Origin of the sequence: Marinobacter qingdaonensis (genome assembly GCF_034555935.1) — a bacterium.
Taxonomy (GTDB): Bacteria; Pseudomonadota; Gammaproteobacteria; order Pseudomonadales; family Oleiphilaceae; genus Marinobacter; species Marinobacter qingdaonensis.
Window position 1 is genome coordinate 2267705 of the sequence record NZ_JAYDCJ010000003.1, and the last position, 19064, is coordinate 2286768.

Sequence of the window (19064 nt, forward strand, 5' to 3'; positions counted from 1 at the left end):
ACGATTTACGGGAAGGGAAGGACTCCATGGTACACAACAGCCCCAAACGGCGGATTCTCGCGGCGCTGATCGCCTCGACCATCTCGTGTGGTGCCGAGGCCCAGCTGGCGCAGAACCTGACCATCCATCCGAAGGCGCTGGCGCTGGGCAATGCGGTGACGGCCGATCCCCCGGGGATCCTGTCCATCCATTACAACCCGGCCGGCCTCACCAAGCTGGATGACCGCCAGCTTGAGGTAAACCTGATGAGCGTTTACCTCGATATCGACGCCGATTTCCACGCGCCCGACGGCTACGAGATCTTCGGCATCGATGGCCTGGCCACCGATCCGGTGACCGGCAAGCAGAAGGATCCGGTCGCCAACACCCACAGTCACACCAACAACGTGGCCCTGTACGTGCCCGGCTATGGCATCCTGCGGGCGCCTCCCGGACCGGCGGTGGCGCCCTCGGCCGGCGTCAGCATCAACCCGCCGGGGTCCAAGCTGACCTTTGCCAACGCCTTCTACCTGCCGCTGGCGGCCGGTTTCTACCGCGACAAGGACGACCCGGGCCGGTACCAGCCTCAGGCCACCGCGCTGCAGCGCACCACCTACCTATCACCGACCATCGGCTACGAGATCAACGACGAGTGGTCGGTGGGCGCCGGCATCCATCTGTCCCACATGGGCATTGCCGCCGACCAGTACATGCGCGCCCCGAACATGCTGCTGGGGGTGGCGGAAATCCTCCAGGACGCCTTCAACTGTGAAAGCGGCGACGAGCCGCTGCAGCCCTGGATTGCCCTGTGTGGCGGCAACATCGGGCCCTGGGACGACATCGGGGCGCTCAGCATCAACGTTCAGGAGACCCTGTCGCCAACCTACGCGGTTGGCGTGATGTGGGAGCCCACGGACTGGTTCAGCTGGGGGGCGAGTTACACCTCCGAAGCGGACATGAACCTCAAGGGGACCTTCGAGATCGAATACACCGACGACTGGTCCGGGTTCTGGCAACGACTGAACGGCTCGGTTCTGGGCGCCATCACCTCGGCCATTCTCAGCCTGCCGTCCGGGGCGCCCCGGGAGGCCGGGAATGTCAGCATGGACCTGACCTATCCCCAGCACTTCCAGACCGGTATCAGCGTGGATGTGCACCCGAGACTGACCCTGAACGCCGATGTCGGCTGGACCGACTACGCCCAATGGGACGCCTTCGTCTTCCGGTTCGACCGCAACCTGGAATTCCTCAACGCGGCCAAGATCCTGTCGCCGGAAAACGCCACCTCCAGCACCCTGCGCCTGCCACTGGGCTTCAAGAGTCAGTGGAACTGGGCCTTCGGCGCCGAGTTCCACGCCTCGTCGCGGCTTGATCTCAGGGCCGGGGTGGAAATCCGGGATTCGGTCATTCCCGATGACCAGCGTTCGATCATGGCACCGTTCGGCGGCGCCAACCTGTACAGCGTGGGCATGGGCTACCGCTGGGACAAGGACACACAGATCGACATGAACCTGAGTTATTTGCAGTCAATCGAAAGCATTCCGGCGGACACCAGCTGTAACGTAAACTGTGACAACATCACCAACATCATCTACAACCCCTACGCCGGGCTGGACATCAAGACCTCCCTGCGGGTGGTCATGGCCGGCCTGAGCTTCCGGACCAAATTCTGAACCTGGGGGCGTTGAAGGGGCAGGTCGACCGCATGACCATACGTGCACGGATGACATCGTCGGCATGGCTACTGGTTACCGCCGTCCTGGCCGGGTGCCAGGTGGGCGGATCCACGGTGTCGGATCGCGAGGGGTATTTTACCTGGGTCGACGAACAGGGCCGGGTGCGCCATTCCCCCATCGCCAAGTCGGAGCAGAAGCGGGCGTCCGAGCCGGAGCCGCCCGTGGCCGAGTCGGCCCGGGCCCGGTCGCCGGACACCGCCCGGACGCCCTCCCGGACTGGCCCGGAGGGCGACGCCGACGCCTCCGAATACACCCTCGAGAATTACCCCGACGCCAGCCAGTTGGCCAAAGACGGGTACATCCGGCCGGGGCAGCGCCAGCCGTATTTCACCTGGCGGGATTCGGAGGGCAACCTCAGGGTCAGCTACTTCCAGCCCGATACCCGCTCGGACGCCGACAAGGGCCGGGCGCCGGCGCCCGTCGAATTGACGCCGGCCAGTGTCTATCACGCCAAGGCCGGCAGCGCCCCGGTCCGCACCGCACCTGAAGGGGAGCCCGATGCCTTTGCGGTACTGGGCATCGATTCGGGCGGCGATTTCCTGGAGCGCTTCAGCGCCACGTGTTGCGCCGCTCTGGATACCGACGACCACGAAGACTGGCACGAGGCCAGCGAGTTCGGCATCGACCTCGACGAGGCCTCGCCCTGGCACGATTTCCTGAGCGGGCGCAGCCCCTACCACGCCATCGCCCTGTCCGGGCTGGCAGACCGTCCCGACTTCATCCTGCGTTTGCGCTCCTACGCCGACGATGGCGTGTTCGTACCCTCCCTGGTGTTCCTCGACCGGAACCTCAAGCCGGTGCGGCTGGTGACCGACCTGGTCAGCCCGTTCACCCCGGAAACCTGGAGCCGGCGGGGCTTTCTGGAAGCCTGGGTGCCGGTGTTCCCGGGTCAGGGCGAGCGCTGGCTGGTGGTCTTCACCCGGGATGAAGACCTGGTCGGGCAAACCGTGCTGGAAACCCGCCGGGGCCCGAAGGCCATCCCCCACGTCACCCGGGGCGAGCTCGGCCTGCGCATGGCCGGGTCGGACTGAAGCCTGGCGTCAGTCCTCAGGCTGACTCAGATCCAACCATTGCTGCGACAGCCAGTAGAAGCGCCCGTCCCCGGCCGGGTGGGTGCAGTTGTAACGGAACCGCCGGCTATTGAAGGCCTCGGGAGCCTGGACCTCGATCCGGTCACCGGCGGTCCGGAAATCGATTCGGCCCTGACCCGACGCGAAACAGGTCAGGTGGCCTTCGGACAGAGCGGCGGGCAGCTCGAACGACAGCACCGGCGGGTTGTCGGTCATCACCCCGTCGGGCAACTGGCTGGCATCCACCGGCAAGGCCTGGCTTTGCAGTTTGTCGGGCAGGCTGTTCAGTTGGCCGTAGGCGTTGGCCATGGGGAATCGCGGCAGTCGGGTGGCCGCCGAGGTGGCCCCGATCGGGCCCGATTGCTGGCCATAGCCGAACCAGCCCCGGTCCGCCAGTTCGCCTTCCAGCGCGCGATCGAATTCACCGTAGGGGTAGGCAAACAGCGGGGTGGTGGCGCCCAGTTGCTGCTCCAGCGTCGCCTGGGCCGAATCCAGGCTGTGTTCGATGCGCTGCTGCCACTGCGCCTCCCCTTCGCCCGGCTTGCGCGCCAGGTGGCCATGATCGGCACTGTGGTTGGCGATGGTCACCTTGTCGTCGGCCTGCAGTTCCCGGATTTGCTCCCAGGTCATGTAGCCGTGGCCACCGACGGCGTCGGTGTTGACGAAGATGGTGTACGGATAATCGCGAGCGGCCAGGATGGGGGCAGCGGTGTGGTAGACCGAATCGTAGGCGTCGTCGAAGGTCAAGGCCACTTGGTTGGCTGCATCATCGTCACCCTTCAGCGCGGCTTCGGTGCCGGACGCCAGGGGCACCACCGCCAGCCCCAGGTCGGCAATCATCGCCATCTGCTCCTCGAACAGGGAAACCGAGGTGCTGGTGGCGGCCGGGGTCGAGTCGCTGATGTGGTGGTACTGAAGCACGACCAGGTCGGCGTGGGATGGCAGCGCGGCGCACCCTAGAGCCAGACCTGTGAGCGGTTTCAGAAGTCTCTGCAGAACCATGACGTTTCCTTTCGTTGAGTGATGATGGCCCGGTGAGGCCGGGCTTAATCTGAGGGCCGGAAGTGGGCCTTGAGCACGGCAAAAGCCTGGTTGAGTGTCTGGATGGTCTCGGTGTCGCCGCCCCGATCCGGATGCGCCTGCATCACCGCGCGCCGAAACCGTTTTTTCACCTCCGGGAAATCGTCCGGAACCTGGTCGAATCCCAGCTGCTGGGCCGCGTCCAGGGCTTCTTCGCGGTCGGGGTTGGCGCTGTGACGTCCGGCCCAGAAGTCATCCATCATGCGCAGGATGGCGTCGTCGGACATCCGGTATTGCGACAGGTCGAGGTAGAACTCCCGGAGCTTGTCGGTGTGATCCGGCAAACCCTCGCCCCCCACCACGGACTGGCTGTCAATGCGAATGGACAGGGGCGATATGCTCAGGGACTCGCCGTGTTCATGCAGTTGGTCGCGGAGCCGGTACACGGTGTGGAACAGCAGGAAGTGCACCGGGTAGAGTTTTTCCGGATCGTCGAAGCAGACCTTGCCAATGAGATTCCAGGGGTCCTTTTGCAGCGACTTGATCAGCGCCAGTTCGCTAAGCCCGGTCGGGGCCCGGCGCAGTTCGTGCTCCACGGCCACCAGCAGATGCTGGATCTGCTGTTCCAGTACGTGGTCGTCGTAACGGGCGTCCGCCCCGGGTGTGGGGCGGACAGTCGGCGAATCGGTCATGTCTTAATGGTAGGGGAGTCGTGCGCTTCAGGGAAGGGCCGACACCTGCGGGATACCGCCGAGAAACAGTGCCGTTGAGAAGCGGGTTGCCTGCAGGGCTTCCTGCGCGGCCTGCCCGGGATTTTCGTGGGCCCGGCGGGCGACCACCAGGCTCATTTCGTAGGCCACGCCAAAGAAAGCCGAGCACAGGAAGCCGTGGTCGAGCTCCGGCAATAGGCCACGGCGCATGGCCTCGCGCACGTCCTCCTCCAACGATCGCATGGTCAGGCCGAGCAGGTCGGCCCCGAACTGCTCCCGCAGGGCCCGGTCGTTGTGATGGGCCAGCTCATAGACCATGGGGTCACGGGCGGTGGCGGTGAACAGCGCCAGGTAGGCGGAGTGGATGAAGTCCTCGCTGGAACCGGCGGCCCGCCGGTTTTGCGTCAGGCTGCGGTTGAGCTGGGTCAGGAAATCGCTCAGCAGGGCCGTGAAGATGTCCTGCTTGCTCGGGAAATAGTTATAGAACGTGCCTGCGGCCAGGTCTGTGCGTCGGACAATGTCCCGGATGGTGGTGTTGTCGTAGCCCTGGTCCCGAAAGCATGCCCGGGCGGCGTCGAGGATGGCGGTCCGGTTGCGGATGCGGTTGCGCTCGCGTTTGCCGGAGCCTGTCGGCGGCGTTCCTGAACTATCCATGTTGCTATCCTGTCCCTGAATCCTTGTCATGCGTATAATCCGTCGCTCATCAATCCATTGAACGTTGTGGTATGCCCGAAGCAATGAGTGCCAGTCCCGAATCGTCCCAAACCGTCGATCTTGAGCGTCGACAGAAGCTGGAGCTGAACAAACTGCAGAAGCGCCTGCGCCGTGAGGTTGGGCAGGCCATTGCCGATTTCTCGATGATTGAAGCCGGCGACAAGGTCATGTGCTGCCTCTCCGGCGGCAAGGATTCCTACGCCATGCTGGACATTCTGCTCAACCTGCAGAAAAGCGCCCCGGTGTCCTTTGAGCTGATCGCCGTGAACCTGGATCAGAAGCAGCCCGGTTTTCCGGAAGAGGTGTTGCCTGAGTACCTGAAAGCCCTGGGTATCGAGTACCACATCATCGAGAAGGACACCTACAGCATTGTTAAGGAAAAGGTCCCGGAAGGGAAGACCACCTGTGGCCTGTGCTCGCGCCTGCGCCGTGGGATTCTCTACAATTTCGCCGAGGAACACGGGGTAACCAAGATCGCCCTGGGGCACCACCGCGATGACTTGCTGGAAACCCTGTTCCTGAACATGTTCTACGGCGGCAAGCTCAAATCCATGCCACCGGTGCTGCACAGCGACGACGGCCGCAACACCGTAATCCGCCCGTTGGCCTACAGCCGGGAAAAGGACATTGCCCGCTACGCCAGCCTGAGGGAGTTTCCGATCATTCCCTGTAACCTGTGCGGGTCCCAGGAAAACTTGCAGCGCCAGGTGATCAAGGACATGTTCCAGACCTGGGACAAACAGCATCCCGGCCGGCTCGAGACCATGTTCCGGGCCATGTGCAACGTCGAGCCGTCGCACCTGGCCGATACCGATCTGTACGATTTCCGCGCGGGCGAGCGTCTGGGTGGCAAACGCCAGGCGGTGCAGACTGCCGATCCGGCACCCGAGCAGGACTACGGCCGGCTGGACGTTCTGAACCTCTAGCGCGGCCGCGCCGGCGCCCCTGGCCGGCCTAGTGCCCGATCAGGCCCAGCCAGGGCAGGGTCCACAGACCGAACAGAATCAACAGGCCGCCGGCGGCCTTGCGGAACCAGGACTGCCCACGCAGTGCCTGGATCTGGCTGGCGGCGAAGCCGGTTGCCAGCATGGACGGCAGGGTGCCCAGCCCGAAACTCACCATGGTCAGCGCCGCCGATCCGACGGTGGGCTGCAGGGCCGCCCACCCCAGGGTGCTGTAGATCAAACCACACGGCAGCCAACCCCACAGCATGCCCAGGGCCAGTGCCTGGCCCGGTCCCTGCACGGGCAGAAAGCGCCGGGTCAGGGGCGACAGTCGTTGCCAGACCGGGGCGCCGACCCGCTCAATGTAGCGAATGCCCTGCCACCATTGCCCCATCGACAGCCCCATGATGATCAGCAGCACGCCCGCCAGGGTGCGCAGGATGGGCCCGAGCTCTGCCCATTGATTGACCGCGGTCGTGCTCAACAAGGCAATCAGCGCGGCAATCAGGGCGTAGCTGGCAATGCGACCGGCGTTGAAGGCCAGCAGCATCGTGGTCTGGCGCACGCGAAATCCACTGCCCACGGGCAGCGCCATCGACAGCGAGGCGCTGATGCCGCCGCACATGCCAAGGCAATGGGTGCTGCCCAACAGGCCGATCAGGAAGGCGCTGGGGTAACTCAGGTAGAGGTCCGGACTCATTGGCGGGGCGGGTGATCCTGCTCGGACTCCGACCCGGAAGCGGAGGTGTCTGACTCGTCAGCTGCGGGGCCCGGTTGGCGATCGGTGCGGGCCTCGTCCGGAATCATGTCCTTGTCGTCGTCGTACAGGATCCGGTGGGCCGGGCCCTCCAGGTCATCGTACTGGCCATTCTTGACCGCCCAGGAAAACAGGACGATGCCCAGGGCCACGACGATCAGCACCAACGGGACCAGAATCATCACGATTTGCACGACAGAACCTCATGAAAAACACGTCAGTTTAAGGTATCAGGACACGGCTTCTGCGCCAACCGCGGGTTTGTGCGGATGCCGCGGCTCGGTCGGGGCCCGGCCCAGCCTCAAGGCGTTCAGCACCACGATGAGCGAGCTGAGGGACATGCCGATGGCAGCAAGCCATGGTGGTACCAGGCCGGCGGCGGCAAGGGGCAGGGCGCAGAGGTTGTAGACCAGGGCCCAGACCAGGTTCTGGCGGATGACCTTCCGGGTCTGGCGACTGGCTTTCAGCGCCTCGACCAGCTGCGCCAGCTGCCCGTTGAGCAGGACCGCATCGGCGTGCAACTGCGTCAGGTCGGCGGCGGAGCCCATGGCCACCGAGATGCCGGCGCCTGCCATGGAGGGAAGGTCGTTCAGGCCATCGCCCACCATCATCACCTGGCGGCCTTCGTCGCCGAGTCGTTGCAGCACCGCCAGTTTGTCCTCGGGCGAGGCCCGATCGATGGCCTCGTCGATGCCCAGGGTTCGGGCGATGTGGTCGACGTGCCCGGAGCGGTCGCCGCTGAGCAGCAGGGTGCGGATGCCAAGTTGCCGCAGCGCGTCGATGGCGGCGGCGGCGTCTGGACGGGGCTCGTCGTCCAGACGGAAACAGGCCAGCCATTCGGTGTCGCTGGCGAGCCAGATCTCCATGCCGGCGTGCTTGGCGCCGGCGGCCGGGGCCGGCGTGCCCGTGTGTTGTTCAACAAAGTCTCGGTGCCCGATGTAGAGCCTGTGCCCGCCAAACTCGCCGGACAGCCCGCCTCCCAGGTGGTTTTCGACCCCCGATACCACCTCGGCGCGCCGATGATGGAAGACCCGGGCAACCGGGTGCTCGGAGTACTGCTCCAGACCCGCGGCCAGGGCCAGGCAGGTGCTCCGGTCCTGGCTGCCCACCACCGTGCAGTCCACCAGGCTCAATTCGCCCCGGGTCAGGGTCCCGGTCTTGTCGAAAATCACCGTATCAATGGTGTTCATGGATTCCAGGGTGTGGCCGCGCGTGGGCAGGAACCCAAGACGACGCAGCCGGACCGTGGCCGCGGTGATGGCGGTCGGAGTCGCCAGCGACAGGGCGCAGGGGCAGGTAACCACCAGCACCGACAGGGTAATGTCGAAGGCGTTGTCGGCACCGGCCAGCCACCAACCGAGCCAGACGATGGGCGCCAGGATCAGGACCCGGGCCACGAACTTGCCGGCCATCCGGTCCGCCATCAGCGCCGCCGGCGGCTTCTCGGCCTGAACCCGGTCCAAGATGCGCATGATGCCGGAAAGCCGGGTCTGGGAACCGGCCTTCAGCACTTTTACATCCAGCGGGTTCTCGCCGTTGATGCTGCCGGCGTGGACCCGATCCCCGGGCACCCGGGTCTCCGGCAGGTATTCGCCGGTCAGGGCCGCCTCGTTCAGGGTGGACTGGCCGGAGGCGATTTCCCCGTCCACCGGCAGGGTCTCGCCGGGCCGAATGCGAATGACGTCGCCGGGTTGCACCGAATGGGTGGGCACCACTTCGACCTGCTGGTTTTGGACCCGGCTTGCCACGTTCGGCTGGTAACCGGCCAGGGCGTTGCCGGTCAGCCCGGCCCGGAACCGGGCCTGGACCTCGATGTACCGGCCCAGCAGCAGGAAAAAGGTGAACATGCACACGGATTCGAAGTACACCTCTTCGCCGCCAACGGCGGTGACCCAGGCCGAGGCCAGGTAGGCCAGGCCGATGGCGATGGCCACTGGCACGTCCATGGTCAGGTGCCGGGACTGCAGGTCCCTCAGGGCATTGCTGAAAAACGGCCGGGCGCTGTAGAACACCACCGGCGTGGCGATCAGCAGGCTGAACCAGCGGAAGAAGCTGACAAACTCCGGGGACAGGTCGTTGACCATCTCAAAATACAGCGGGAACGCCAGCATCATGCTCTGGAACGAGCCGATACCGGCAAGCACCAGTCGAATCAGCATCGAGCGGTGCTCGGCCCGCAAGGCCTGTTCGGCCTCGTCGGGCTGATAGGGGCGGGCGCTGTAGCCCAGTTCGTGGATGGCGATCAGCAGATCGCTCAGTTTGACCTGGTCCTGGGCCCAGACCAGGCGCGCCCGCTGGGTGGTGTGATTGACGGTAAAGCCCAGCACACCGGGGCGCAGTTTCAGGTGATTCTCCAGCAGCCAGATACAGGCGGCGCAGGTGATGCCGCCAATCAGCAGTTGCGCCTCCTGGCCGCCCTGGACCGGCGATACGAAGGCCTGTTGGGCCAGCGGGTGATCCAGTTCCCGGATCCGTTCCAGCTCCGAATCGGACAGCCTGCGGGGGGTTACCGCCGGTTCCGTCCGGAACTGGTAGAACCCGGTCAGGCCTTCCCGATGAATGGTCTCGCACACCGCCTTGCAGCCCTGGCAACAAAAACGACGGGGCTGCCCATCCAGCTCCAGGGTAATGGCCGGCTGGTCTGCGGCGGGTTCACCGCAGTGGAAGCACGCCAGGGTTGTCACCCTTGGGCGGCGCCTTCTGAACTGACGGTGAGGCCGTTCTCGGCCGGCAGCCAGGCCTCGCCTTTCAGCCGCCAATCGTTGTCGGGGCCGCGCAGGTCGTAGTACCAGCGGCCGTCCAGGTCCTCCAGCAGCTTGCCGCTGTAGGTGCCGTCGCCGGTGCGCTGGAACTGGATGGTACGGTCCCGGTCCGCCAGGGTCGGATGGAACAGGTTCAGTACCAGGTAGGGGTAGTTGCTCGGGCCGTCGTCGGTGCTTACCTCGAGGGCAATGGCACGGTCAACGAAGCGCATCTCGGCGACCAGGCCCAGGTCGGCGGCCTTCTGGTCGCGGGCGATGTTCATGTTGATGCCGCGCCCCTCCTTGGAATAGTCATCGGTGACCATGGTGTCATCGAGGTTGGAGGCGACGATGATCATCACCGTGCACCAGGCGATGGCGGCAAGCGGGAAAATGGTCAGGAACCAGAACCAGGGTTGCCGGTACCAGGGAGCGATGGGGGTTTTCTCGGTCATATCAGTCATTCTCGTTAACACAGGGTGGGCCGCGGCGCCGTCAGGATCAGCGCGTTGGACCGACAAATCGGCTTTCAGTTTCAAGGATCAGGGTTTCGTCGGTGTCCGAGCGGGCCCGGAAGAAGATCTCGTTGTTGGACTGGGTGAGCACGTCCGGGGCGACATCGACCACCGTGGGCAATGAGCGGTTTTCGCCACTCTGCACGGTCACCGAGGTATCGGTCAGGATACGGATCCCGTCCAGGCCTTCCACCGACAGGCTGAAGGTCTGCGGCACTTCGGTCATGTTGGCGATCTTCAGGGTGTAGGAGTTCTCCACCCGGCCTTCACCATTGAAGCTGAACAGCGCCCCCCGATCCCGCAGCGCGTCCATCTGACCCGGGACCCGGGTGGCGATGGTGAACACGATGGCCGCCAGCATCAGCCCCAGCACCGCGCCGTAGCCAAAGGTGCGGGGGCGCATCAGTTTGGAGCTTTTGCCTTCCAGCTCGTTTTCCGTGGTGTAGCGGATCAGCCCTCGCGGGTAGTCCATCTTGTCCATGATCTCGTCGCAGGCGTCGATGCACAGGGCACAGCCAATGCACTCGTACTGCAGCCCGTCGCGGATGTCGATCCCGGTCGGGCAGACCTGCACGCACTGGCCGCAGTCAATACAGTCGCCCAGCCCGGCTTCGGCCGGATCCACGCCTTTCTTGCGGCCACCCCGAGGCTCACCCCGATTGGGGTCGTAGGACACCACCCGAGTGTCCGGATCGAACATCACCGACTGGAAGCGGGCGTAGGGGCACATGTACAGGCACACCTGTTCGCGCATCCAGCCGGCGTTCAGGTAGGTGGCGGCGGTGAAGAACACCACCCAGAAGTAAGCCCAGCCGTTGGCCTGCAGGGTGAACAGATCGGTGATCAGTTCGCGAATGGGGTAAAAGTAGCCGACGAAGGTCAGGCCGGTGGCCAGGGCAATGAGCAGCCAGACCGTATGCTTGGCGGATTTTTTCAGGATCTTGGTGCCCGAGCGCGGTGCCTTGTCCAGCTTCATGCGCTGGTTGCGGCTGCCCTCGATGCGCTCCTCGACCCACATGAAGATGAAGGTCCAGACCGTCTGGGGGCAGGTGTAACCGCACCAGACTCGGCCGAACAGGGTGGTGATGAAGAACAGTCCGAACGCGGCGATGATCAGCATCCCCGACAGCAGAATAAAATCCTTGGGGTAGAAAGTGATGCCGTAGAGGTGAAATTCCCGGGCCGGCAGATCGAACAGGATCAGGGGCTGGCCATCCAGGGTCAGCCAGACAAACAGGAAGTACATGCCCATGAGCAGCAGCAGGCTGACGTTACGGATACGCTGGAAGAAGCCTTTCACTTCCTTGACGTAGATTTTCTTGCGGCTGGCGTAAAGCTCGACGGTTCTGGGCTGGTTATTATTGGAGGGCTCAGAGGACGGGTCGATCTGCTTGACCGGAATCTCACTGCTCATCGAAACCTCCCGATGACGGATGGAGCGCAACGCGGGCCCGGAGGGTCTGCTGATCTTCTCTAGGCTGTACCCGGAGCCGGGTACAGGCTGGAAAAGACCGGGCCGGAGCGGCTGCTCCGGCCGGTTGTCTTAGTTGGACAGGCTGTACACGTAGGCAGCGAGAATCTGGATCTGGTCGTCGGTCAGACGGCCGCCCTGGGCGGGCATCTGGTTCTGGCGGCCATACAACACAGTCTCCTTGATCCACTCATAGGTGGAGCCGTAGAGCCAGATGTTGTCGGTCAGATTCGGTGCACCCACCGCCTGATTGCCCTTGCCGTCGGCACCGTGACAGGCGGCGCAACCCTGGGCGAAGACCTCGGCGCCGGCTTCGGCGGCTTCGGCGTCCTTTTCGCGACCGCTGTAGCTGAGCACGAAATTCACCACCTGGTCGACCTGCTCGTTGGTCATGTTGGGCATGACGCCCTTGGCCGGCATCGCGCCCTGGCGACCGTTGTGCAGGGTTTCCAGAATGTCGTCCGGGGTGCCGCCGTACAGCCAGTCGTCGTCGGTCAGGTTGGGGAAGCCGACCTGGCCGCGCGCGGCGGAACCGTGGCAGACCTGGCAGTTGTTGGCGTACAGACGCTGGCCCATCTTCAGGGCTTCGTCGTTCTCGGCCAGTTCAGCGACCGGAGTGTTGCCGAACTGGGCGTAGATCTCGCCATAGCGCTCTTCAGCGTCCGCCATCTCGGCTTCCCACTGGTTGGTCGAGGTCCAGCCGAGGATGCCCTTGAAGTTGCCCAGGCCCGGGTAGAGCACCAGGTAACCCAGTGCGAACACACAGGTCGCCAGGAACAGGTAGTACCACCACTTGGGCATGGGGTTGTCGTATTCTTCGATACCATCGAAGGAGTGGCCTGTGGTGCGGTCAGTCTCGGTATCGGTGGTCTGACTCTTACGGGTCGCCCACAAGAGCCACGCGCAACCGAAAATGGTACCGAGCACGATCACGCTGATCCAGAGGCTCCAAAAGGTACTCATTGCTTTTTCTCCGTTTTTTCCTGTTCGAGAGTACGCTTTTCGACATCGTCATCATCGAACGGCAGGTGAGCTGCCTCATCGTTGGCCTTCTTGCGGTGGGCGCTGTAGGCCCACCACACGATGCCCAAGAATGCGATCATGACCAGAAGGGTTTGGATGCCGCGTAACTCGTTCATATCCATCGGGATCACCGCTTGTCTGAAATCACAGTACCCAGTTGTTGCAGGTACGCGACCAGAGCCTCGATTTCGAATTTGCCTTCAACCTCAGACGCCGCGCTGGCGATCTGCTCGTCGCTGTAGGGCACACCCAGGGCCTGCAGTGTTTCCATCTTGTCGGCGGTCTTGGTGTGATCTACCCGATCTTCAAACAGCCACGGGAATGCCGGCATGTTGGATTCCGGCACCACGCTGCGCGGGTCGTACAGGTGTTGGCGCTGCCAGGCGTCGGAATAACGGCCGCCCACGCGGGCGAGATCCGGTCCGGTACGCTTGGAACCCCACAGGAACGGACGGTCGTACACGAACTCTCCGGCCACCGAGTAGTGGCCGTAACGCTCGGTTTCCGCCCGGAACGGACGAATCTGCTGGGTGTGACACACGTGGCAGCCTTCGCGGATGTAGATGTCCCGGCCTTCCAGTTCAAGGGCGGAGTAGGGCTCCAGGCCCTCCACCGGCTCGTTGGTCTCCTGGAGGAAGAACAGGGGAACCACTTCAACCAGGAAGCCGCCACTGATGGTAAAGATGATCAGGATGATCATCAGGCCCAGGTTCTTTTCGACAATTTCGTGTTTCATTTGGTCTCTCTCCCCTTACGCTGCCTGGGCCGCCGCGTTGTCTTGCGCAACCGCCTCTTTCTGGCGGACGGTCATGTATACGTTGTAGGCCATGACCAGCATGCCGCTGAGGAAGATGGCACCGCCCAGGAACCGCACGAAGTAGCCGGGGCCCGAGGCTTCCAGCGCCTCGACAAAGCTGTAGGTCAGCGTGCCGTCGGCGTTGACCGCGCGCCACATCAGACCCTGCATGATGCCGTTAACCCACATGGCGACGATGTAAAGGACGGTACCCACGGTGGCCAGCCAGAAGTGCACGTTGATCAGGCCAACGCTGTACATGGCCGGTACACCCCAGAGCTTGGGAATCAGGTGGTAGATGGCGCCGATACTGATCATGGCAACCCAGCCCAGGGCACCGGAGTGCACGTGACCGATGGTCCAGTCGGTGTTGTGGGACAGGGCGTTCACGGTCTTGATCGCCATCATCGGGCCTTCGAAGGTGGACATGCCGTAGAACGACAGCGACACCACCAAGAAGCGCAGGATCGGATCGGTGCGCAGTTTGTGCCAGGCGCCGGACAGGGTCATCATGCCGTTGATCATGCCGCCCCAGGACGGAGCCAGGAGGATCAGGGACATGACCATGCCCGCGGTTTGCGCCCAGTCAGGCAGCGCGGAGTAGTGCAGGTGGTGGCCGCCGGCCCAGACGTAAGTCGCGATCAGGGCCCAGAAATGGACGATGGACAGACGGTAGGAGTAGATCGGGCGGTTGGCCTGCTTGGGCACAAAGTAGTACATCATGCCCAGGAAGCCGGCGGTCAGGAAGAAACCAACCGCGTTGTGACCCCACCACCATTGCATCATGGCGTCGGTGACACCGGCGTAGGCCGAGTAGGATTTGAACGCGCCGGCCGGCAGGGCCAGGTTGTTGCCGATGTGCAGGATGGCGACGGTGATGATGAACGCACCGTAGAACCAGTTGGCCACATAGATGTGCGGACTGCTGCGCTTCATCACGGTGCCGAAGAAGACCAGGGCGTAGGAAACCCAGACCAGGGCGATGGCGATGTCAATCGGCCATTCCAGCTCGGCGTACTCTTTGGATGAGGTAAGACCCTGGGGCAGGGTGATGATGGCGGCAACCATGATGGCCTGCCAGCCCCAGAAGGTAAACGCAGCCAGACTGTCTGAGATCAGTCGCGCCTGACAGGTTCTCTGGACGACGTAATAGGAAGTGGCGAACAACGCCGAACCACCGAACCCGAAGATAACGAGGTTTGTGTGGAGAGGACGGAGACGACCGAAGTGCGTCCAGGGCAGATCCAGGTTCATCGATGGCCAGACAAGTTGGGATGCGATCAGCACACCCATGCCCATGCCAGCAATGCCCCAGACCACCGTCATGATGGCGAACTGTCTCACCACCTTGTAGTTGTAAGTCAGGTTTGCATTTACTGTGCTCATAGCCTTACCAATGGGTTTCGAGTGATAAAATTATGCGGGCGCAAGTATGGAGAAAGCATGAGCGCTTTGCAATGACTCAGGTCAACTCCCGAATCCCGCCAAATGCGCCGAAATCAGCAACCTGGCAAGCTTGCTTCAGTAGCTGATGGGAAGTTTCAGAGTGGGGTAGTACCCTCTGGCTGACCTTTAATAATAGACGCGAAAATCGAGAAGGTGAATGCATTGGAATTGATCCATTCTGGAAGCTTTGGGCCCCGGTCCAAACGGGTAATGATTCTGGCTCACGGCGCCGGTGCCCCGGCGGACTCGCCGTTCATGGCAACCCTGGCGGAGCGGCTGGAGGCTGAGGGGATCGCCACCGTGCGGTTCGAGTTCCCGTACATGGAAAAGCGCCGCGCCGACGGTAAGAAACGCCCGCCAGACCGTCAGCCCCGGTTGCTGGAGCGGTTCTCCCAGGTTGTGGATGAGGTGCGCGAGACCCTGGCTGATGAGTGCCAGTTATTGATTGGCGGCAAATCCATGGGCGGTCGCATGGCCAGCGTGCTGGCCAGTGAGCGGACCGGCATCGACGGTGTGGTGGGTTTCGGCTATCCGTTTCACGCGCCGGGCAAGCCGGAGCGCTGGCGCACCGAGCACTTCCCGGACCTGACCTGCCCGATGCGGATCGTCCAGGGCACCCGGGATCCGTTTGGCAAAGCCGAAGAAGTGGCGGCCCATGAACCGGAACTGGCCGCGGTTCGGATCACCTGGCTTGACGGTGGCAATCACGATTTTCAGCCCCTGGCCCGGCAGAAGTCCAGTCAGCAGGCGTTGATTGAGGAAGCAGCGCGGATTGCCCGCGCCTTCGCAGAGAGCCTCGCGCCGGGCTAGGGGGTATTCACCGGGACCGGTCGGGCCAGTCGGAGTCGGTTCCGGCCCTCGGTTTTGGCCCGATACAGGGCTTCATCGGCGCGCTCGAACAGGCTGGCGCGATCCTCGCCCGGCGCCAGCGAGGCCAGGCCGGCGCTGAGCGTGATCCGGGCGGCGGTGCCGTCCGGGCTGGTCAGGGCCGTGCCGCCTACCTCCTCCAGAATGGCGGTACACACCTGGCGGGCGCCTTCGGCGTCGGTGCCCGGCAGCAGCAGGGCGAATTCCTCGCCGCCGAAGCGGATGGCAACATCCCGCGGCCGCTTCACGTGGCGGGTCAGGATCTCGGCGATCAGTTGCAGGAAGGTGTCACCAAAGCCGTGACCCCAGGTGTCGTTGACGGCCTTGAAGTGGTCGGCGTCGATCAGCGCCAGGGTCAGAGGCTGCCCGGTGCGCCGGGCTTCGGCGCACAGCTCCGGCAGGATGTTGTCCATGTGGCGGCGGTTGTACAACCCGGTCAGAGCGTCGTTGAGGCTCAGAGCTGCCAGCTGGCGGTTGGCTTTCTCCAGCTCCCGCATGGTGTTGCGCAGCTGGGCGGTGCGTTCATGGACCTTGAATTCCAGTTCGGTGCGGGCCGAATGCTCCACCGACAGCAGCTTTTCGTTCAACAGTCGCCAGCGCTGGACCAGGGCGTAGTTCAGCAGAACCACCTGGCCGCCGACCGCAATCTGCATCAAGGCCTCGCGGACCAGGAAATCGGCGAGGTAGCCGAACGCCGCCAGGGCGTAGATCAGTCCGCCCACCAGCATGACCAGCCAGGCCAGGATGTACCACATGGCTGGCTGATAGCCCTGGCGCCAGCGGGCCACCGCGATCATGAACAGCGAGGCAATCACCGCCAGGCCGAGCACGGTGTTGAGCAGGATGGTCGTGCTGTAGGGCAGGGCCAGGGTCAGGGCCAGAAAGCCGACACAGACCCAGGCCATGACCTGGACCACCCGGGCCGAGGTGGTGCGTCGCTCGATTTCCAGGAAATCCCGGCCAAAGAGGGTCATGGACAGGGCGCACAGTACCAGGCTGAGGGGGATGGCCGCATTGGCGACCGGGGCATTGTCGGGCCAGAAATACTGGTTGGCGAAGCCGCCCATGGCGAACATGAACATACCCATGGATGCCATATAAAAGGCGTTAAAAAAGTAAGAGGCGGTGCCGGAGCTGATAAACAGCAGCAGGTTGAAAATGGCGAAGACCAGCAGGGCCCCGTAGAACAGGCCGTGGGTCAGGCTCAGGTGGTTGCTCTGGGCGATCACCTCATCCGGGGTTTCAAGGGTCAGGGGGATGTTGAGTGCGCCGCTGCTCTGGACCCGAAGGGTGATGGTCTGGCTTTCGCCACCGTCGAGCGTGACGGGCAGGAGGAAATACCGGTAGTCTATGGCCCTCGAGGCAAAGGGGCGCTGGTCGCCGGTCACCAGGCGCCGATCGCTATCCGCGCCGGTCTGCCAGAAGGTAACGTCGTCGAGCAGCGGGTAGTTGAGTTTCAGGTACCAGAGGCCCTGGTGCTTGCCCGGGTTCTGTACGGTCAGGGAGATCCAGTAAACCGACTTGGTATGGCTGAACACCAGATCGTGACCGGCCGCGTGTCGCCATTGCAGATCTGTCGGCAGGGCCTGGGGGCCGTCGGCTTGGTGCGCGGGGTCGCCCGGCGCGGCCCGGTAAAAACACACGTAGTGCATTAGCGACTGCCGGGCCTGGTGGTCGGTGGCGCTCAGCGTCGGGCAGCCGCTCGGGTTTGGCCCCGGCGAGGCGAGCCCGGAAACCAGGCTGAGGCTCAGGATCGTGAGCAGGCGCAGAACAGATGACATCAGGAATAATCCACCGGCAATAGATGCGAGAGTGTAGACAAAGCCGGCTGGGATTGTTGTTAAACAGTTTGAAATTTAAGGGGGCAGGGCTATCCCAGGGGTAGCCGTAAGTGCATGCAACAGATTGTGGTTTTCTGTCGACCGGGCTTTGAGGCCGAGGCGGGGCTCGAGCTGACTGAGCGGGCCGCCGAACGGGGTATTTACGGTTACTTTGAGCCCAGCAAAGGCGCGGGCCTGCTCTGGTATTCCCTGGGTGGGCCGGAAACCGCCGAGGATCTGATGGCGCGCCTGCCCCTGTCCGACCTGGTGTTCGTCCGGGACTGGTTCGTGGTGCTGGCCAGGGTTCCGCTGCCCGAGAGTGATCGGGTGGGCGCGGTCATCGAGGCGCTGCGGGGCCTGGAGCGTGGCTACCCCGGCTGTGCCCGGTTGGAGGTCCGACTGCCGGAAACCAACGCCGACGCCGATCTGGGCCGCTTCGCCCGCAAATGGGTCTCGCCGCTGTCCCGGGGCCTGCGCGGCGCCGGCCTGCTGAAAGCCGATCAGGACGCCGCCGCCCCGGCCCGACTGGAGTTGCTGCTGACCGATTTCGGCCAGGCCCTGGTGGGGTACAGTCTTGAGCGCAACCGGGCAGCCTTTGTCAGCGGCATCCCGCGCCTGCGCTTACCGGCATCGGCGCCGAGCCGCTCGGCGCTGAAACTGGAAGAGGCCTGGAAGGTGTTCCTGCCACCCGAGCAGGCATTGGACTACCTTGGTGGCGGCAAGAAGGCGGCCGACCTGGGCGCGGCCCCGGGTGGCTGGACCTGGCAACTGGTGCGCCAGGGCATGACCGTCACGGCGGTGGATAACGGGCCCATGCAGGCGGAGCTGATGGCTTCGGGCCAGGTCGAGCACGTCGAAGCCGATGGCTACAACTGGCGCCCCAGGCGCGGCCTTGACTGGATGGTGTGCGATATCGTGGACCAGCCCCGTAAAACCGCCCAACTGGCGGTGGACTGGGTGGGTGGCGGTCTGTGCCGCTTCACGGTGTTCAACCTGAAATTGCCGATGAAGAAGCGTTATGAGGAGTGGCTGATCTGCCGTGATATCATTGCTCGAGGTCTGGCGGAGGCGGGCATCGGCTACAAGCTCATGGCCCGCCACCTTTACCACGACCGCGAGGAAATCACCTGCTTTATTGAACGGACCGGGTGAGCCCGGTCGGTCAGATGGCGCTTTGCTGGAGCACGGTGATGATTTCCTCCCGGTCCATCATGGGCACCAGCTCGGACATCAGGTCCCGGCGTTCCTGGGACCGATACCAGCGGTCCCAGTCCGCTTCCGAGCGCCAGTTGGCGAGGGTGATGCGGTGGTTCGGGTCGTGGCTGTCGGACAGGGTCTCGCCGGAGATGAAGCCCGGTGCACTGATGGCCTGTTGCAGAACCTTTCGGGCCCGTTGCTCGTAAGCGTCTTCAAGGGTTTCGGCAATATGACGTTCGATCAGCACTCGAATCATGA

The 19064-nt window shown here is 63.7% G+C and carries 19 protein-coding genes; 5 read left to right on the plus strand and 14 right to left on the minus strand.

Annotated elements, in window-relative coordinates:
• Positions 1–26: 26 nt before the first annotated feature.
• Positions 27–1652, plus strand: coding sequence for an OmpP1/FadL family transporter (locus tag U5822_RS13605; RefSeq protein WP_322856156.1), 1626 nt, complete (start codon positions 27–29; stop codon positions 1650–1652).
• Between the two features lie 32 nt (positions 1653–1684).
• A complete protein-coding gene (locus tag U5822_RS13610; RefSeq protein ID WP_322856157.1) occupies positions 1685–2746 on the plus strand; it encodes a MalM family protein in 1062 nt (353 codons plus the stop codon).
• Between the two features lie 9 nt (positions 2747–2755).
• On the opposite strand, the gene U5822_RS13615 is transcribed toward U5822_RS13610, so the two are convergent.
• From U5822_RS13615 to U5822_RS13625, 3 genes are read right to left on the minus strand one after another with little or no spacing between them, the layout of a single operon-like run.
• Positions 2756–3787, minus strand: a complete 1032-nt coding sequence (locus U5822_RS13615; RefSeq protein WP_322856158.1) for a polysaccharide deacetylase family protein — start codon at positions 3785–3787, stop codon at positions 2756–2758.
• A gap of 44 nt (positions 3788–3831) precedes the next feature.
• Complete coding sequence (locus tag U5822_RS13620; protein WP_322856159.1) at positions 3832–4497, minus strand: DNA-J related domain-containing protein; 666 nt, start codon at positions 4495–4497, stop codon at positions 3832–3834.
• Between the two features lie 27 nt (positions 4498–4524).
• On the minus strand, positions 4525–5169 hold the full coding sequence (locus U5822_RS13625; RefSeq protein WP_322856160.1) for a TetR/AcrR family transcriptional regulator: 645 nt from the start codon (positions 5167–5169) through the stop codon (positions 4525–4527).
• Positions 5170–5240: 71 nt separating this feature from the next.
• Between U5822_RS13625 and ttcA the strand changes: the two genes are divergently transcribed.
• Complete coding sequence (ttcA, locus tag U5822_RS13630; RefSeq protein WP_322856161.1) at positions 5241–6155, plus strand: tRNA 2-thiocytidine(32) synthetase TtcA; 915 nt, start codon at positions 5241–5243, stop codon at positions 6153–6155.
• A gap of 28 nt (positions 6156–6183) precedes the next feature.
• Here the strand turns inward: ttcA and U5822_RS13635 are convergent, their stop codons facing one another.
• From U5822_RS13635 to ccoN, 9 genes are all read right to left on the minus strand, one after another.
• On the minus strand, positions 6184–6873 hold the full coding sequence (locus U5822_RS13635; protein WP_322856162.1) for a sulfite exporter TauE/SafE family protein: 690 nt from the start codon (positions 6871–6873) through the stop codon (positions 6184–6186).
• Entirely contained in the window at positions 6870–7124 is a 255-nt protein-coding gene (ccoS, locus tag U5822_RS13640; RefSeq protein WP_375171811.1) for a cbb3-type cytochrome oxidase assembly protein CcoS, read from the minus strand. Before ccoS ends, U5822_RS13635 begins: the two co-directional genes overlap by 4 nt.
• A gap of 36 nt (positions 7125–7160) precedes the next feature.
• Positions 7161–9614: a heavy metal translocating P-type ATPase gene (locus U5822_RS13645; RefSeq protein WP_322856163.1), complete on the minus strand. Its 2454-nt coding sequence runs from the start codon at positions 9612–9614 to the stop codon at positions 7161–7163.
• Positions 9611–10126, minus strand: a complete 516-nt coding sequence (locus U5822_RS13650) for a FixH family protein (RefSeq protein ID WP_322856164.1) — start codon at positions 10124–10126, stop codon at positions 9611–9613. The genes U5822_RS13645 and U5822_RS13650 overlap by 4 nt, the downstream gene beginning before the upstream one ends.
• A 46-nt stretch (positions 10127–10172) precedes the next feature.
• A complete protein-coding gene (gene ccoG, locus U5822_RS13655; RefSeq protein ID WP_322856165.1) occupies positions 10173–11600 on the minus strand; it encodes a cytochrome c oxidase accessory protein CcoG in 1428 nt (475 codons plus the stop codon).
• A gap of 129 nt (positions 11601–11729) precedes the next feature.
• Positions 11730–12620, minus strand: coding sequence for a cytochrome-c oxidase, cbb3-type subunit III (gene ccoP, locus U5822_RS13660; RefSeq protein ID WP_322856166.1), 891 nt, complete (start codon positions 12618–12620; stop codon positions 11730–11732).
• The gene (locus U5822_RS13665; protein WP_322856167.1) at positions 12617–12802 is read right to left on the minus strand and encodes a cbb3-type cytochrome oxidase subunit 3; all 186 of its coding nucleotides are present in this window, start codon (positions 12800–12802) and stop codon (positions 12617–12619) included. Before U5822_RS13665 ends, ccoP begins: the two co-directional genes overlap by 4 nt.
• Before the next feature lie 5 nt (positions 12803–12807).
• Positions 12808–13416 carry a cytochrome-c oxidase, cbb3-type subunit II gene (gene ccoO, locus U5822_RS13670; protein WP_322856168.1) on the minus strand — a complete coding sequence of 203 codons (609 nt, stop codon included), beginning with the start codon at positions 13414–13416 and terminating at the stop codon, positions 12808–12810.
• Between the two features lie 15 nt (positions 13417–13431).
• Complete coding sequence (gene ccoN / locus U5822_RS13675; protein WP_322856169.1) at positions 13432–14862, minus strand: cytochrome-c oxidase, cbb3-type subunit I; 1431 nt, start codon at positions 14860–14862, stop codon at positions 13432–13434.
• Positions 14863–15132: 270 nt separating this feature from the next.
• Here ccoN and U5822_RS13680 point away from each other — a divergent pair, with 270 nt between their 5' ends.
• Positions 15133–15732, plus strand: coding sequence for an alpha/beta family hydrolase (locus tag U5822_RS13680; RefSeq protein ID WP_322856170.1), 600 nt, complete (start codon positions 15133–15135; stop codon positions 15730–15732).
• On the opposite strand, the gene U5822_RS13685 is transcribed toward U5822_RS13680, so the two are convergent.
• Positions 15729–17570: a sensor domain-containing diguanylate cyclase gene (locus tag U5822_RS13685; protein ID WP_322856171.1), complete on the minus strand. Its 1842-nt coding sequence runs from the start codon at positions 17568–17570 to the stop codon at positions 15729–15731. The genes U5822_RS13680 and U5822_RS13685 overlap by 4 nt on opposite strands.
• A 114-nt stretch (positions 17571–17684) precedes the next feature.
• On the opposite strand from U5822_RS13685, the gene rlmM reads away from it, so the two are divergent.
• Complete coding sequence (rlmM, locus tag U5822_RS13690) at positions 17685–18761, plus strand: 23S rRNA (cytidine(2498)-2'-O)-methyltransferase RlmM (RefSeq protein ID WP_322856172.1); 1077 nt, start codon at positions 17685–17687, stop codon at positions 18759–18761.
• 10 nt (positions 18762–18771) lie between these two features.
• Here the strand turns inward: rlmM and U5822_RS13695 are convergent, their stop codons facing one another.
• Positions 18772–19062: an antibiotic biosynthesis monooxygenase family protein gene (locus U5822_RS13695; RefSeq protein ID WP_322856173.1), complete on the minus strand. Its 291-nt coding sequence runs from the start codon at positions 19060–19062 to the stop codon at positions 18772–18774.
• Positions 19063–19064 lie beyond the last annotated feature (2 nt).